Genomic DNA, 14,945 nt, shown 5'->3' with positions numbered 1-14,945 from the left:
GTGACACGCGCTTAAGATTCGCGCGCGTTGGAACAGACTTGCGGTCAGGTTTCGGCTGCCCGGCCCCTGCTTCCGGGAAGGCCGTAAGAAACAGCAAAAAAGGACACGATCACTCGGATCGCGTCCTTTTTGCTTTTTATGGAGCCCCCTGAACCTAGCCTAGCCCACCACCGCCACAGCCACGGCCACCGGCTTGCTCGGAAGATGGTGAATCGAGCGGACATACCGGATCGTCCGCGTTTTCGCGCGCATGACGATGGAATGCGTCTCGGCCCGCTCGGCGGAGAGAAAGCGCACGCCGCCGAGAAAATCTCCCGGCGTGATGCCCGTGGCGGCGAAGATGACATCGTCGTCGCCGATCATATCCGGCAGGCGCAGCAGCTTCGCCGGATCGTCGATGCCCATCGCGCGGCAGCGCGCCGCGTCTTCTTCGCCGGACGGCATGAGGCGGCCCTGCAGCTCGCCGCCCAGACAGTGCAGCGCGGCCGCGGCCAGAACGCCTTCCGGCGCACCGCCGGAGCCGATGTAGAGATCGACGCCGGATTCCGGGAACGCGGGCGCCATCGCTCCGGCTACATCGCCGTCGCTGAGCAGCTTGAGCCGCACGCCGACCCGGCGCAGCACGGCGATGTGCTCCGCATGGCGTTCGCGGTCGAGGATCGATACCGTCAGATCGGCGATGTTCTTGTCGAGCAGGCGGGCGGCCGATCGCAGCGTCTTCTCCAGAGGCTCGTCCAGACTCAGCTTTCCGCAGAGCGCGGGTCCGACGGCCAGCTTCTCCATATACATGTCGGGCGCGTGCAGGAGTTTGCCTTTGTCTGCGGCCGCGATAACGGCGAGGGCGTTGTTGAGCGCCTTGGATACCAGTTCCGTGCCTTCAACGGGGTCTACGGCAATATCGACTTCCGGTCCGTCCCCGCTGCCTACGCTCTCTCCGATATAGAGCATGGGCGCCTCGTCCATCTCCCCTTCGCCGATCACGACGGTTCCTTTCATGGAAACGGAACGGAAGGACTCCCTCATAGCGGCGGTTGCGGCGCCGTCCGCTTCGTTTTTATCCCCGCGTCCCATCCAGCGTGCGGCCGCAAGAGCGGCGGCTTCCGTAACACGTACAATTTCCAAGGACAGTTCTCTCTGCATCTTCTTTTTTCCCTCCACATCTTTAATATGACGCATATATAAATTAATGTGTTGTACTAAATACTAATATATGATATAAAATAAGTGAAATCAATCCTTGTTTGAGGATTATTTCGAAATGTGCAGCCCAAATGCTGCATGTTATGCTCACGATGGGACGAACTTTCCTCTTTTCTAAAAAGAATGAAAGGGATTTCATCATGAACGGGATTATGACGTCATATATCTTCATTAAGAACCAACAACCAATCACAGAGGAGCGATGAAAACAATGAGCAAGGCGAAATCGGACGTCATGCTGGGAACTCTGCTCTGCAAATGGTGCAACGAGATCGTCGGGGAATTGGATACGGAGAAAGTGACCTTGTATTACACGCAATGTAAAGATGGCGCCTGCCGGGCAGCCGTAGACAAAGAGGGAGTGGGACACAATGAGCAAACAATGGCTGATGCACTTTTATGAGGGAAATCAATCACTAGCGGGACTTCTTGGCGGCAAGGGCGCCAATTTGGCCGAAATGACCCGGGCGGGGCTTGCCGTTCCCCCGGGGTTCACTCTGACTACGGAAGCTTGCAGAGCTTACTATATAGAAAGCCGGTTGCCGGACGGACTGCTCGCGGAAGTGCGCGAAGCGATGGCGGAGCTTGAACGGAGTAAAGGACAGCGTTTCGGGGACGCGGCTTCGCCGCTCCTCGTCTCGGTCCGTTCGGGTTCGGTCACGTCCATGCCGGGCATGATGGATACGATTCTAAACCTCGGCCTTAACGACGACACGGTGGAAGGTTTGGCCGCCGCCACCAAAAATCCGCGTTTCGCCTATGACTGCTACCGCCGTCTGATCCAGATGTTCGGCAGCGTCGTTTTCGGAATCGAGGGAGCCTGGTTCGAGAAAAAACTTCACGCGCTGAAACAGGCCACAGGAACGGAATCCGACCAGGATATTCAGGCGCAGGATTGGCAGGAGCTGATCGGCACGTACAAAGCGCTGATTTTGAAAAGGGCGGGCGTCCCGTTTCCGCAGGACGTTTACGAGCAGCTCCGGCTGGCCGTCGAAGCGGTTTTCCGTTCCTGGAATAACCAGCGCGCGCAAATTTACCGCCGGCTGAACGGAATCCCGGACGAACAGGGAACCGCCGTCAACATCCAGGCCATGGTATTCGGCAATCTAAACGAAGAAAGCGGCACGGGCGTTGTGTTTACACGCAATCCGAGCACGGGAGAGAGAGTCCTGTTCGGCGAATATCTGACAAATGCGCAGGGGGAAGACGTCGTCGCGGGCGTACGCACGCCGCAGCCGATCGCGAAGCTGGCGGGGGACATGCCCGCCGTTTACGAGAAGCTTGTAGGGATGGCGGAGCTGCTGGAGCGGCATTACCGGGATATGCAGGACATCGAATTCACCGTTGAAAACGGGACGCTTTACATGCTCCAGACGCGCAACGGCAAAAGAACGGCTCAAGCGGCCATGAAAATCGCCGTGGAGCTTGTGCAGGCGGGCATCCTGACGAAGGAAGAGGCGCTGCTCCGCGTAGAGCCTTCGCACCTGGATCAGCTCCTTCATCCGAGCCTGGATGAAAGCGAAGCTCCTGCGGCGCTGGCGACGGGCCTTCCGGCCTCGCCGGGGGCGGCCTGCGGACAGGCCGTCTTCACGGCGGACGAAGCCGACGCCTGGGCGCGTGCGGGCAAAGCCGTCATTCTCGTCCGCACGGAAACGACGCCGGAAGATATCCACGGCGTGCTCGCCGCGCGAGGCGTGCTGACGTCCCGCGGCGGCATGACGAGCCATGCGGCGGTCGTGGCGCGCGGCATGGGCAAGCCTTGCGTGTGCGGCTGCGAGCTGCTGGCCATCGAGAGCGAAGAGAAGCAGGCCTCCATCGGCGGGACGGCGATCCGCGAAGGCGACTGGCTCACGATCGACGGCGCCACGGGGCGTGTCATGATCGGCGAAGTGCCGCTCAAGGAAGCGGATATGTCCGCCGAGCTCCAACTGATGCTGGAGTGGGCGGACGACGTGCGGCAGATGAAGGTGTACGCCAACGCGGACAATCCCGAAGACGCGGCGAAAGCGCGCAGCTTCGGAGCGGAAGGCGTCGGCCTGTGCCGCACGGAGCACATGTTCCTGTCGCCGCAGCGGCTGCCGATCGTCCAGGAGATGATTCTGGCCGACTCGGATGCGGCCCGCGGCGCCGCGCTGGAGAAGCTGCTGCCGATGCAGCAGGAAGATTTCGACGCCATCTTCCGCGCGATGGCCGGCCTGCCCGTGACGATCCGGCTGCTGGACCCTCCGCTGCACGAGTTTCTCCCGAACCTGGAGGAGCTTGTGGCCCGTCAGGCGCAGCTTACCGCCGCACGGTCCGGCGCTTCCGGTCCGGATGCCGAGCTGCAGAAGCTGGAGTTCCTGATCCGCAAAGTCCGCGGCCTGCACGAGGTGAACCCGATGCTGGGGCAGCGGGGCTGCCGGCTGGGCATTCTGTTCCCCGAAATTTACAGCATGCAGATCGAAGCGATTTTCGGGGCGGCCCTGGCCTGTCTGAACGACGGCGTCGACGTCTCGCCGGAAATTATGATCCCGCTCGTGGGTCACGCCAACGAGCTGCGCATTATGCGCGGGCTGGTCGACGAGGTCGCGGATAGCATGCTCGGCGACCTGCACGCTCAGGTCAATTACCGCGTCGGCACGATGATCGAGGTGCCGCGGGCCGCGCTGACCGCGCCGCAGATCGTGCAGCATGCCGACTTCTTCTCGTTCGGCACGAACGATTTGACGCAGATGACGTTCGGATACAGCCGCGACGACGCGGAGGGCAAGTTCCTCACGCATTACGTCGACAGCAAGCTGCTGCCGGACAATCCGTTCCAGGTGCTGGACCGCGACGGCGTCGGCCAACTGATCGAACTGGCCGTTACCCGCGCGCGCGCCGCGAAGCCGAAGCTCAAAACCGGCGTCTGCGGCGAGCACGGCGGCGATCCGAAGTCGATCCGGTTCTGCCGGGAAACCGGCCTCGATTACGTGTCCTGCTCCCCTTACCGCGTGCCGCTCGCCCGTATAGCGGCCGCGCAGGCCGAGATCGAGATCGCCGCGGAAGAAGCGACCTCCGGGCAGCAAAGGATTGTATCCTGACCGCATTTTATATATCATGGAGATATACCCGATTCACCTGCGGGAATCCGCCCGTGAGGAGTGAGAGTCATACAGCTGTCTCAGCGCCAGATGGAAATTCTGGAACTCATTCATAAGCAAGCGCCCATAACCGGGGAGCAGATTGCCGAACAGCTTGGCGTAAGCCGTCCGACCATTCGTTCGGATCTGTCTCTTCTGGTGATGCTCGGCCATATCAACGCGAAGCCGAAGGTCGGTTATTTTCCGAACCAGTCGTTTCGCGAAGAACAGGCGGGCGGGCTGAAACTGAAAGTCAAACAGGTGCAGTCCATGCCTGTCATCGTACGCAAAACCGCTACCGTGGGCGACGCCGTCGTCGCCCTTTTTGTAGATAACGTGGGCGGTTTGGTCGTAGCGGATGAAGAAGGCATGCTGCTTGGCGTCATTTCGCCGAAAGACCTGCTGAAAGTGACACTGGGCAACCCTGCGGCCGCCTCCATGCCGGTTTCGCTGGTCATGACGCGCAAGCCGCAGCTTGTTACGGTGACTCCCGATGACGACGTCATCGAAGCCGCCCGTAAGATGGCGGAGAACCAGATCGATATGCTGCCTGTGGTCGTACCGCATGAGAACGGCAGCGATACGCCGTCTCTGGAAGTGGTAGGGCGCATCTCCAAAACAACAATGACCAAAGTGCTGCTCGACGCAGCCAGGAAGTGGTAAGGAAGGGGAACACATACCGGATGGTTCAGGATGCACATGAGGCGCAGCAAACGATCACAATCTGCTCCGATTCTGTCGGAGAGACGGCGGAGACGGTCGTACGCGCCACAATCCGCCAATTTAACGGCCACAATGTCAAGATGCGGCGCATCGGGCATATTAAGCATGAAGATGAGATCCGCGAGATTATGGAGGAAGTGCACCGCGAAGGCGGCTTCGTCGCTTACACGCTCGTCCAGCCTGAACTGCGGGAAATGATGAAAGAAGAGGCGATCCGCCTGGGCGTCCGCGCCATCGACATCATGGGGCCCATGATGCAGGCGTACATCGACACGTTCGACGGGGCGCCGAGCCGTAAGCCCGGCCTCATGCACGAACTTGACGACGCCTACTTCCGGCGGGTCGAGGCCATTGAATTCGCCGTCAAATGCGACGACGGGCGCGATACGACTTCGATGATGAAAGCCGACATCGTACTCATCGGCGTGTCCCGCACCTCGAAGACGCCTCTCAGCATCTTCCTGGCCCACAAAGGCTACAAAGTCGCGAACTTCCCGCTCGTGCCCGAAGTGAAGCTTCCGAAGGAGCTGTTCGAGTTCCCCGGCAGCCGCATCGTGGCCCTCACCATGAACGCGGAGAAGCTGTTCAAGATCCGGATCGAGCGGCTGAAGACGCTGGGACTGCCGTTCGGCTCCCAGTATGCCACCATGAACCGGATCAACGAGGAGCTGGAGCATGCCATCAGCATTGCGAAGCGGCTCCGCTGCCCGGTTATTGACGTAACGGACAAAGCCATCGAGGAGACGGCGGGTCTGATCATTGAGTTTTTGCAGGCGTAAAACCAATCGCGTGAGCGGTTGGGTGAAGCTCCCCGGTTTATGGACCGGGGGGCTTTTTTTGTTGGATTTTTGAATAGGCAGCGAGTAGAAGGAGGAATAAGACGTTATCCAATATTTGACATTTGTTCGGTGTGCCAGTAGCATGATAGTATCCTGAACCTGGCCGTATTTGGCGAAAAGGAGTGGTAGAATTCATGCCTTGTGTCCGGCTCAAAAAATCCTCTCTTATCATCGGGACCGTTATTCTGCTGCTTGCGTTTTCCCCCTTTGCTTATTCCCGGTATACCCTTTATAACCTCGAAAGAGGAATTCTGGCTTATTTAACCGAAACGAAACACTACGAAGAGAAGGAAATCCTCAGCATTGAGGCAAAAGTCAGCAAGACGCCGAGATATCCGATCTATGTAAAATTCGCGGACGAACCCGATATTACGTATATCTACTTACACAGGGACGATAGATACATTCAATTTCCTCCCACCAGGGATGCTCGCGGGAACCTGATTCTTCACAAACATACCGAAAAAGAGACGTTATGATCGTTTTAAGCCTTCGCTTGATTATGATTGTTGTAAACAGAGGGGGAACCTTCCGTGAAAAATAGAAGACTTTATTATTTTCTGGGAGTACTAGCAATTCTGCCGGCCTGGTATTTTATAGACATTCGAATGAACATCAACAACTATGAAAAAGAGCTAAGAAAGTACCTCATTGAGTCCAGGAAATATGCCGATGAAGAGATTTTAAGTTTAGAGGGGGAGCATAGTAAACTTCCTGCATACCCCGTTTACGTTAAATTTAAAGATGAGCCCAACGTAACCTATGTATATACCCATAACGGGGACAAGTGGATTCAACTAGAAGGGGCTCGTGATCAGTATGGAAATCTGCCTAAGTACAAACATGATGAAAACCCGAAGTTGATAAAATAACAAATCAACCGGAATTATCAAAGCGGCACGGCATTATCGGGAGCAAGAGCGCGCATGCTTGTCCGAAGAAAAGCTGGTAGGAAGGAGATGAACTAATCTATCATGGTCTTGTTTACTATAGATATTAGAAAAGTGTATGTGTACACCCATCGTCTTCAAAAGGACGGCACATTTAAAGAGGTCAAACAAAACTTATCCATACAAGAGGGGGATGCGGTGTTTGAGGATTACGATCATGCCGAACAATGGATGAAAAACAACCCCGTGGTTTACGTGGATGATGAAAAAATTTATAACGAGTCTGAATCCTATTCGTTTGGATCACCCGCGTTCAACATCAGGCAGCATCGCACGTCCCTTCCCCAAAATATTTTCTTCACGAAAGAGGAAGTCGCGAACGTTCTGGAAAATGGCAATGACGAAGTTAACCATGTTCTGGTTGTGGATTACGACGGAGTGGTACATTTACTACCGGAATGCAGCAATTTGCGCGGTTACGCTGTAAGGTTCGAGACTTTTATAGCCGGAAAAGGTTATGTGGGGTCCACAGGTAATCTCCGTCATCTGGATGAAACTTACCGGGCTTTGTTAGATGCCTGGGTCGAGCATCTGTATCACGGAGATGAGGCTTACAGGGATTATGACATCGGGAAGATCACGGTAGAGGAACTGCAAAAAGAGGCGGAAGCTTTAGTGGCTAAGATGAGGACCCTGGGTTCTGAGAAGGAGAGTTGATTAACTTTTGACCTATTTTATTACTTTTATCCTTAACTTTATAGTAGCTTACTTTATTTATGACGATTCCAGTTTCCTTAAACCTTTCATCCATTCTGTCTTTATACTGATTTTGGTGGCCGGGATGGATTTAATTTCGAAAAATAAAAAGAAAAGAATGGACCGCTCGAGTGAAAGCTCAATAAGAAATAAATAACGGAGGATGGGCTGATTAATTCGATAGCCACCAGGAGGTCTTCTTGTATGAAAGATATAATATATAGTGTGCTCATCGCCATCCTCATAACAATAGCCTCCTCTTTTGTTGAGAATACTGTTAGCCTTTATTTTTTTGTGATTTGCCTAGTTATCTGTTTCGGTGTGGGCTGGATCGTTGAAAAGATAAGTAAATATATTTCGAAAAATAAAAAGAGTAAGCAATTTAAAGATTAATGGAGGATGACGGATTAAAGACAGGGATTTATCATCCGGTCATTTTTGTAATTGACAAATGGAGAACTCGCCTTCGTAAATAGAAACATTCAATAAGGTTCCATCTGATTTCTTAAACATGTAAGTTGCGCCCGCACTGAGATCCCCTGCATAAGTCCAGCCATGTTTTTCAATTTGCCTCTTATAGCTGCTCTTCAAGCCATCTGTCTGATGAATGCCCGGAGCTGTATAAACGTGTATGGTGCCTACTGAATTCGGAATGGTTTTTTTGAGAACGGCGTTACGCGGGACGGGATACCCTTCTGGTGAAAGCGTGTATTGAGCGGTTCCAGACCAAAAAAGGTAACCAGCACACAAAATAACCAAAAGTAAAGCTGACATAAAAATTTTTCTCATAGTCTACCGCCTTCTTGATTTTGTCACTATTTTTAATGCCGGTGGATTATGGAGCTAAAAAGACCTCAGGTAAGAAGACTCTTATAAACGATACTCCTTTAATAGCAGAAAGTTACGATTTTCATGTTTTTTTGAACAATCTATTATGGGACCAGAGGGCAATTCGTGTAAGTGCTTCCCAGGTGAGATCGTGCAATATAACCGTTATACAAAAACCACCCCAAACAAGAAAAGACCTTCCGTTATCCCCAAAGGATGACCGGAAGGTTTTCTGTGCCCTGGCAAGGGTGGCTGCAGATTTTTAGCTCCCCGAGCTTGATTAGCTCGACTACCGCCTGTGAACGACCTTATACATTCAACTTTTGCATGACATTCGTAATATGTTTTGTAACACGCATAGTTAAAACCCAGTAACGGCGCGGTTTTGACGGTTTCAGCGTGTCCCCCGCCCGCTTCACCGTAATTAAGCGAATCCGCACGTTGTTAGAAACGAAGCTTGACGACGGTACACCTGTCCTTGAACGAGCGTGGAGAAATCGCACAGGCGGTGGCGTTGGGAAACAGTCTGTATATAAAGTCAACATGGCTTGCGGCGTATCAATGGGGCGCGATTCTAAAGACGTTAAAAGTATTGACGTTAAAGAATCGCACGTTAGCGAAATACACGTTGAAGAAAAGCACGCGCTAATGTTGAAAAACAGTACGAATAACGTGAACAATTTCAACGTCTCGGATGTTGTCGCAGCTTCACACAAAGAAGAACCAGTATCTATTCCTTCGGAAAATGCCAACGACAACAATATACACTTACCCCAGGTCGTTAAGGAAGACGTCGAGCATAAATCCTTTAATTGGGGTGAGGAATGGGAAAAGGATTTCGGCGATGCAGACCGAGAACGTAGACGTAAATCCGAACGCCCATTAACCGCAAAAGAAAAGGCGGATATTGAAGAAATTCAGAATAGCCGAACGGTGACTTATTCGCTATCAGACGAAATGTTCGAAGCAGCATTCGGGGTTAAAAATAATACTTCGACTTCTTGTTAAAGTCACAATTAGTATAACTGTATATATGACAAGACGTGTATTCCTACGGGTTCGGGGTTCACGTCTTTTTATTTACCCGTAGCGTCACAAATTGTATAACGCGAGGTGACATAATGAATGCAATTGAACAGTGATACAGTCCGCCTTATCCGGGCGAACACGCAATAGGACTGCAATGAAACTTAATGAATTTTTTATGGAATCGGAGTTAACTATTTACTTATTACGCCGATATATTACAAATAACATATACTTCAATGAAGAGAGAGGTCCGCGATGCAAACGAATGGTATTTACGCATCATCAACTCCAAGCACTATAGTAGCAAAGAATAACCAGCTTGCTACTAAAGTGCTTGTCCCTGCAAGTAACAATGCTTCTGATGCAGTAGAGATGTACATCCCGAGTGTGATTGATGAAGGACAACAAGAGCTTCGTGCATTGGGAGGCCAGTGGATTGTTGGAAGGGAATTTACATCAGTTCAAGGTACGGACTACTCAAAAAATTTTCTGGATGATGTAAGCGGGTTTCTGGTAAAAAGCGCATATGAGCGTGATCTACTGCTTCAGCGTTACACAGGAGACGAATTGAGTCAGCATCTTGAGCAATACGATAAGCAAGTTCAACTCAAAATAGAGGATATCGCGCAGACAACAGCGAGCACTTTGTCTCAATATTTGAATTTTGAAAATGATTCTATTTTTGGAGGTAGCAAGGAGACACAAGGAGAGTTCCTCTCCACCTATAAGCCGATCTTCGACAAGGATGAGTTGACCGATCGTATTAAGAATATGCTACAGGAACAGTCCCGGCTTCTGGGCAAGTTACAGGAGGAGCAGGGGGACCAGTGGAAGCAGATCATGGAACAAGGCGGCAAGGGGATTACAGACTTTCGGGATTTACTGAAGGAGGAGGCAAGTAAAGCCTCTGTAGGAGAATCTACCTCTTTTCAAGATATTAGTTACCGTGATGTAGCAGGAGTATTCGATGCCCTGGTACACACAACAGCTAAAGCTATGAACACGTTTACTTTTGATACGGAATGGATGGCTAACAATTTAGGGACCGCACGTCTCAAGCTGGATCTTTATTTGCAACAATCGCCTATGTCGTCAGCGATTAAGGAGCAGCTCACGCAGTCCGTAGATAAGGCAATGAGTACCAAGATGGGAATCGCAGAATATGACGACTATAAATTCTCTCTTATCTCAACGCCTTCCTTCCGCAAACAATTTGCTTCACATCAAGAAATGTCATTGGAAATAAAGCGAAAGTACAGCGCCCATCTACAAGACCTTAATGCCAAGAAGTCTGTAGGAACGATCATGTGGGAGAGCATGAAGGGATTATTGAATCAGAAGCCGGAAGATCTTCTCAGTGGCCTGACGAACGCCTTCAATAGTCTGCATCACAGCCTCATATCAGCACCGAGTATGCAAGGGGATGTAGGTCCAAAGGCCAAGCTTGAATTTGCAAACCAGGTACGAGATGCGAATCTAGAGGACTGGAACAGCTTCATTTCTTCTCTGAATATGGGTCAACAGCAGAAGAGCGCGCTTACGATACCCAAGAATAGTATTGATATTAAAGTATAGTCGTGAATAACGTAGAGCTTCTGTCCGGAATTCAGCCGGGTAGAGGCTCTTCATATGTGTTCTAGTTCGCAGCTTCAATTCCCGATAAGGGGAATATCAAGCCGAAAATTGCGAATGAACCTGAAAATGGGTAAGAGCTAACCGTCATCAGCAGTGGACCGTGGGCATTGGCGCCATTTTCAAAAGTGAGTACGGTCTCGAGAAAATAGGGGAAACAATATATGTCCCAACTCCTCTGTCGAAGAAAAATGCACAAATGTAAGGACATTGTACAAGTCGTGAAATGCCATTTGCTTCTAGGTAGCAAAGATGCATATATTCGATAAGTACGGGTTACGTTACAAAAAATAAGCAATCATAAAAAAGAAGGACAATGGAATAATTCGTCCTTCTTTTTTATGGATCATTTAGGCCAATACGATTCAACCGGCGCTGTACTAAAAAGACGAACTAATCAACCCATACGTTTTGAAGAGGAAGTCCTCGCTCTGTTCGCGCCAAGTCAACAACACGTTGGATAAAGTCAGTTTTTGCCCGCGTGTAACCTTCAGGATCTGAAGGATAGTGTTCAGCCAACGTTCGTTTTAGTTCCCCATACTCTATTACGAAATCAGGATGGGCACGAAGGTAATCGCGAAATAGTAGTTCATTTCTTTCGTAAAATCCTTCAAACGGAAAGATATGCAAATGATGCGTACGTGCTCCTGCGTGTTCTTTTGCAAAGAAGTGTCGCCCGGTCTTGAAGGCTCCAATATAATGATAGCCTGAATTGCTAAGCAGGTTTTCATAGATTTGCTTATCAAGCAACGTATGAACCGCAGCGGAAATATCGATAATGGGCTTTGCGCCTTGATTGGGTATTGAAGTACTCCCGGTATGTTCAATGGCAGCGATGTGTGGAGCCAGTATTCCAAGCAATCGCTCTTTCTCTTTTTCAAATTCCACAGACCAGTCAGAAATGTAGGGAACTATGTTGACTAAATAATGTTGTTGAGCGGACATTCTTTCACTCTCCCTTTTTTCTATTTCAAGATAACCGTTTACAAAAACGTGAGGAGGATAATACCATTTCATGTTTGTTTTGTCAATGTTGCAAATGATCGCTTGTCGTTGTAAGGTAACCAACACACAAAATAACCAAAAGTAAAGCTGACATAAAAATTTTTCTCATAATTTATCGCCTCTTGATTTTGTCATGATTTTTAATGCTTGTGGACATGCAACTAAAAAGAACTCAGGTAAGAGGACTCTTACAAACGATACTCCTTTACCAGCAGAAATTTACGATTTCCATGTTTTTTTGAACAATCTATTTTGGGACCAGGGGCAATCTGTGTATAGTGCTTCCCAGGTGATATTGTGAAATATAACCGTTGTACAAAAAACCACCCCCAAACAAGAAAAGACCTTCCGTTATCCCCAAAGGATGACCGGAAGGTTTTCTGTGCCTGGCAAGGGTGGCTGCGTCAGATTTTTAGCTCCCTGAGTTTGATTAGCTCGACTACCGCCTGTGAACGACCTTTTACATTTAAATTTTGCATGACATTCGAGATATGGTTACGCACGGTCTTCTCCCTGATAAAAAGCTGCTGTGCGATATCCTTCGTCGTTTTGTCCTGTACGAGTAATTCAAAGACTTCGCGTTCACGATTTGTGAGTAAGAATTTGTTTTTATGGTCGCTGCCCTTCAAGGGCAAATAATGTTAATCACTTACTTTCACTTCTAGTCACTCCATATCACTTCTAACCACTTGCTGTAACTGAGTTTGTCCTATTTATCTTTCACTTCATTTCACTTCTCTTCACTTTGTTTCACCTGCTGTATTCTGCTCTTTTTGCATCAAAATTGCATCAAGTGCATCAATCATTCTCATTACGAAATAGAAGGCTATTTTAGTCTGTTTTTTCGCTCATGTGCTCATTTAATTATCTGATGAAAATCACTCGAAAATCAAGTCATAACCGTGCGGCGTTTGCCTTTGAACGTGTTATATTTATAGCATAGGAAATAAAGAGAGCAGCCCGAGTTGATCGGAGCTGCTTTTTTTGTAATAACAAAACCCCAAAGGGAAGGCACTCCCTCTGGGGTTTGTTTCACGCTTGGTTACCTCTACTTCTCTTGCAGTTGTCGGGCTTTAAGGCCTAAGCTATGGTTGGCTTTGGTTATCCCTAAAGTTGACCTTCAACACACAGTGTGCCTACTCTGTTTCTATAGGAGCGACCATGACTTATGCAGACGTGACCCTGCGATAGTTTTACCCCTTATAGCTCATGGTATAGAAGGGATCAGAAGAAGAGATTCTTTAGAGAGTCGGCGAAGTCTCCCTTACTTTTGCGCCTAAGAAGAATTTCCGCGTCTGAACACTTATATTGAGGAACAAGGGGAGAATATAAAGTCGGCTATAATATGTAACAACATTTACCACCAACTCCTTTCTCCCCTCATTTGAGGGTTGATAGATAATACGTAGTCTAAAGAATAGCGGTTTCGAATCTGAGGTTATTTTCAAAAGTAAAATTTTATAATTAGCTTTGTTGTTCAAAGCAACAACTTAAAAAAGAAGTGCCGAATTGTGTAAAACTCCATATCCCTTCTTGTATAACTGCATTACCAGGAGAAGATTCATCATTTTCCAAAAGGTTGTTCAATTCAATATAAACCTCATGTTCCTTAATTGTTTGATATCTCGATTTATCATCATACGCATATGCCAATTGTACTTTTATTAACCCAAGACGTATTAAATTATCGACAGAGGAAAGATAAGTTCTATAATTGGTGGTTTTCATGTCGGGTAAAGGAAAGAAATTATCAAATATGTTTTTCTGTCCTGAAATTTGGTTTTTAGGCACATAACGAATACTTGCAATGGGTACAGAATGTTCGTTGTCATGCAAAAATTTTAATATTTTTGCATCTAGTGGGGACAACTGTTTGATTATTTCAATAAAAGATGTATGAACTAATGAATTTTCACTTTTATTCATTGATGAAGCTATTAATTGGGCAAACATTTGGCGAATATCCTCATGCTCGATATAATACTTAGATGCTTCTAAGGCAGGTCCAACTATATCTAGTGGTGGCTCAATTAAGTTGTCTTCTGGAATTGCGGCTATCCTCTTATCTATTTCAGCTTTATAAGAATTTATCTCATGTTCTTTTTTGAGTTTTGCTTTTTCGATGGGGGCAAAAACTAAATAAAACAAATTGTATAGTCCTTTTCCAATCTGTTCTGCTGGAGGTTCTAGAACTTTTTTTACGATTTCTGTAGGGACTTTAACTGTTCCAATCAAGTCAGTAATTACACTATTCTTGTCTTCAGACATTCTGCAAAACACATCCCCTTTTAATTTATATAGGAAGATTGTACCAGAAAATGTGCAGATGTTCTCTTCGATTAATCTAAATTTTAGTAACCAAAGTAGTGAGATGGCACAAAACGGATTATTTTCTGCTAACATTAACTAGGGTTTCTGTATACATTAACTACACTTCAAATATGGTTACTGTATCGTTTTCACTACAATAACTCGCTTCAACTCGCATTAATTTATACATTAACTACACAAAAGAAAAGAAATTAATTAAATAAAACATACATAGTCATGACCACTCGGATCATGACTTTTTGCATGCCTTTAAAATTGATTCTTAGACGTTTTTTGGGCTGGATATGTAAATTTCGTTTATATGTAGAAAACCTTAAATAGACGTCATTATGTTCGTCTTATGATGTAATAAAGGATATGTTTGGAAAGGAAGTGAGGATATGCCACCAAAAGCGAGAAAACCGTGTTCCATGGTAATATGAGATTAGAAATGGCGAGAACGAGACCCCCGGCGCAAACGTGCGGTAAACACGGGCGGATCTCTTCTCGCCTTTCTGTTTTAGATGATGCCCATTTTACTGAAAATGAAGTAAACAGTAAGCAGGCCGATAATTCCAGACCAAATAGGCCATGTAACATTAACGAGTTTGTTTAGGAAATCCAATCATTTC

15 protein-coding genes are annotated in these 14,945 nt (G+C 48.3%); 10 read left to right on the top strand and 5 right to left on the bottom strand.

Translation table 11 applies throughout. The features are described 5' to 3' along the window. Positions 1 to 159 precede the first annotated feature (159 nt). Complete coding sequence (glpX, locus tag KVT34_RS09345) at positions 160 to 1,140, bottom strand: class II fructose-bisphosphatase (RefSeq protein ID WP_217558290.1); 981 nt, start codon at positions 1,138 to 1,140, stop codon at positions 160 to 162. Positions 1,141 to 1,411: 271 nt separating this feature from the next. Between glpX and KVT34_RS09340 the strand changes: the two genes are divergently transcribed. The 8 genes from KVT34_RS09340 to KVT34_RS09305 all read left to right on the top strand — a co-directional run bounded on the left by KVT34_RS09340 (position 1,412) and on the right by KVT34_RS09305 (position 7,902). Next, complete coding sequence (locus tag KVT34_RS09340; protein ID WP_217558289.1) at positions 1,412 to 1,603, top strand: GapA-binding peptide SR1P; 192 nt, start codon at positions 1,412 to 1,414, stop codon at positions 1,601 to 1,603. Next, positions 1,572 to 4,262: a pyruvate, phosphate dikinase gene (ppdK, locus tag KVT34_RS09335; RefSeq protein WP_217558288.1), complete on the top strand. Its 2,691-nt coding sequence runs from the start codon at positions 1,572 to 1,574 to the stop codon at positions 4,260 to 4,262. The genes KVT34_RS09340 and ppdK overlap by 32 nt, the downstream gene beginning before the upstream one ends. A 60-nt stretch (positions 4,263 to 4,322) precedes the next feature. Continuing rightward, positions 4,323 to 4,964: a helix-turn-helix transcriptional regulator gene (locus KVT34_RS09330; protein ID WP_309244074.1), complete on the top strand. Its 642-nt coding sequence runs from the start codon at positions 4,323 to 4,325 to the stop codon at positions 4,962 to 4,964. A 20-nt stretch (positions 4,965 to 4,984) separates the two neighbouring features. Next, a complete protein-coding gene (locus KVT34_RS09325) occupies positions 4,985 to 5,803 on the top strand; it encodes a pyruvate, water dikinase regulatory protein (protein ID WP_042230607.1) in 819 nt (272 codons plus the stop codon). Positions 5,804 to 5,997: 194 nt separating this feature from the next. Continuing rightward, a complete protein-coding gene (locus tag KVT34_RS09320) occupies positions 5,998 to 6,342 on the top strand; it encodes a DUF3139 domain-containing protein (protein ID WP_217558287.1) in 345 nt (114 codons plus the stop codon). A gap of 54 nt (positions 6,343 to 6,396) precedes the next feature. Then, positions 6,397 to 6,735, top strand: a complete 339-nt coding sequence (locus KVT34_RS09315; RefSeq protein WP_217558285.1) for a DUF3139 domain-containing protein — start codon at positions 6,397 to 6,399, stop codon at positions 6,733 to 6,735. A gap of 102 nt (positions 6,736 to 6,837) precedes the next feature. After that, complete coding sequence (locus tag KVT34_RS09310; protein ID WP_217558284.1) at positions 6,838 to 7,470, top strand: hypothetical protein; 633 nt, start codon at positions 6,838 to 6,840, stop codon at positions 7,468 to 7,470. 243 nt (positions 7,471 to 7,713) lie between these two features. Beyond that, positions 7,714 to 7,902, top strand: a complete 189-nt coding sequence (locus tag KVT34_RS09305) for a hypothetical protein (protein ID WP_217558283.1) — start codon at positions 7,714 to 7,716, stop codon at positions 7,900 to 7,902. 39 nt (positions 7,903 to 7,941) lie between these two features. On the opposite strand, the gene KVT34_RS09300 is transcribed toward KVT34_RS09305, so the two are convergent. Continuing rightward, a complete protein-coding gene (locus tag KVT34_RS09300) occupies positions 7,942 to 8,298 on the bottom strand; it encodes a hypothetical protein (RefSeq protein WP_217558282.1) in 357 nt (118 codons plus the stop codon). Positions 8,299 to 8,778: 480 nt separating this feature from the next. On the opposite strand from KVT34_RS09300, the gene KVT34_RS09295 reads away from it, so the two are divergent. Together KVT34_RS09295 and KVT34_RS09290 are read left to right on the top strand one after the other, a co-directional pair. Further along, positions 8,779 to 9,345: a hypothetical protein gene (locus KVT34_RS09295; protein WP_254634660.1), complete on the top strand. Its 567-nt coding sequence runs from the start codon at positions 8,779 to 8,781 to the stop codon at positions 9,343 to 9,345. Between the two features lie 276 nt (positions 9,346 to 9,621). Continuing rightward, the gene (locus KVT34_RS09290; RefSeq protein WP_217558281.1) at positions 9,622 to 10,941 is read left to right on the top strand and encodes a hypothetical protein; all 1,320 of its coding nucleotides are present in this window, start codon (positions 9,622 to 9,624) and stop codon (positions 10,939 to 10,941) included. A 450-nt stretch (positions 10,942 to 11,391) separates the two neighbouring features. Here KVT34_RS09290 and KVT34_RS09285 read toward each other — a convergent pair whose 3' ends face one another. The 3 genes from KVT34_RS09285 to KVT34_RS09275 form a co-directional block, all read right to left on the bottom strand. Further along, entirely contained in the window at positions 11,392 to 11,943 is a 552-nt protein-coding gene (locus tag KVT34_RS09285; protein WP_217558280.1) for a GrpB family protein, read from the bottom strand. A 464-nt stretch (positions 11,944 to 12,407) separates the two neighbouring features. After that, positions 12,408 to 12,632, bottom strand: coding sequence for a helix-turn-helix domain-containing protein (locus tag KVT34_RS09280; RefSeq protein WP_217558279.1), 225 nt, complete (start codon positions 12,630 to 12,632; stop codon positions 12,408 to 12,410). Positions 12,633 to 13,467: 835 nt separating this feature from the next. Then, complete coding sequence (locus KVT34_RS09275) at positions 13,468 to 14,271, bottom strand: DUF4393 domain-containing protein (RefSeq protein ID WP_217558278.1); 804 nt, start codon at positions 14,269 to 14,271, stop codon at positions 13,468 to 13,470. Between the last annotated feature and the right edge of the window lie 674 nt (positions 14,272 to 14,945).

Origin of the sequence: Paenibacillus sp. GbtcB18 (assembly GCF_019091125.1) — a bacterium.
In the GTDB taxonomy this organism is placed as follows: domain Bacteria; phylum Bacillota; class Bacilli; order Paenibacillales; family NBRC-103111; genus Paenibacillus_F; species Paenibacillus_F chitinolyticus.
The sequence above is the reverse complement of the archived record's forward strand: the minus strand, read 5'-3'. Positions and strand labels throughout refer to the sequence as shown.

Coding starts and splice junctions, on each gene's coding strand:
- KVT34_RS09340 (WP_217558289.1), top strand. CDS start 1,412: ATGAGCAAGGCGAAATCGGACGTCATGCTGGGAACTCTGCTCTGCAAA.
- KVT34_RS09325 (WP_042230607.1), top strand. CDS start 4,985: ATGGTTCAGGATGCACATGAGGCGCAGCAAACGATCACAATCTGCTCC.
- KVT34_RS09290 (WP_217558281.1), top strand. CDS start 9,622: ATGCAAACGAATGGTATTTACGCATCATCAACTCCAAGCACTATAGTA.
- KVT34_RS09320 (WP_217558287.1), top strand. CDS start 5,998: ATGCCTTGTGTCCGGCTCAAAAAATCCTCTCTTATCATCGGGACCGTT.
- KVT34_RS09310 (WP_217558284.1), top strand. CDS start 6,838: ATGGTCTTGTTTACTATAGATATTAGAAAAGTGTATGTGTACACCCAT.
- KVT34_RS09305 (WP_217558283.1), top strand. CDS start 7,714: ATGAAAGATATAATATATAGTGTGCTCATCGCCATCCTCATAACAATA.
- KVT34_RS09300 (WP_217558282.1), bottom strand. CDS start 8,298: ATGAGAAAAATTTTTATGTCAGCTTTACTTTTGGTTATTTTGTGTGCT.
- KVT34_RS09285 (WP_217558280.1), bottom strand. CDS start 11,943: ATGTCCGCTCAACAACATTATTTAGTCAACATAGTTCCCTACATTTCT.
- glpX (WP_217558290.1), bottom strand. CDS start 1,140: ATGCAGAGAGAACTGTCCTTGGAAATTGTACGTGTTACGGAAGCCGCC.
- KVT34_RS09275 (WP_217558278.1), bottom strand. CDS start 14,271: ATGTCTGAAGACAAGAATAGTGTAATTACTGACTTGATTGGAACAGTT.
- ppdK (WP_217558288.1), top strand. CDS start 1,572: ATGAGCAAACAATGGCTGATGCACTTTTATGAGGGAAATCAATCACTA.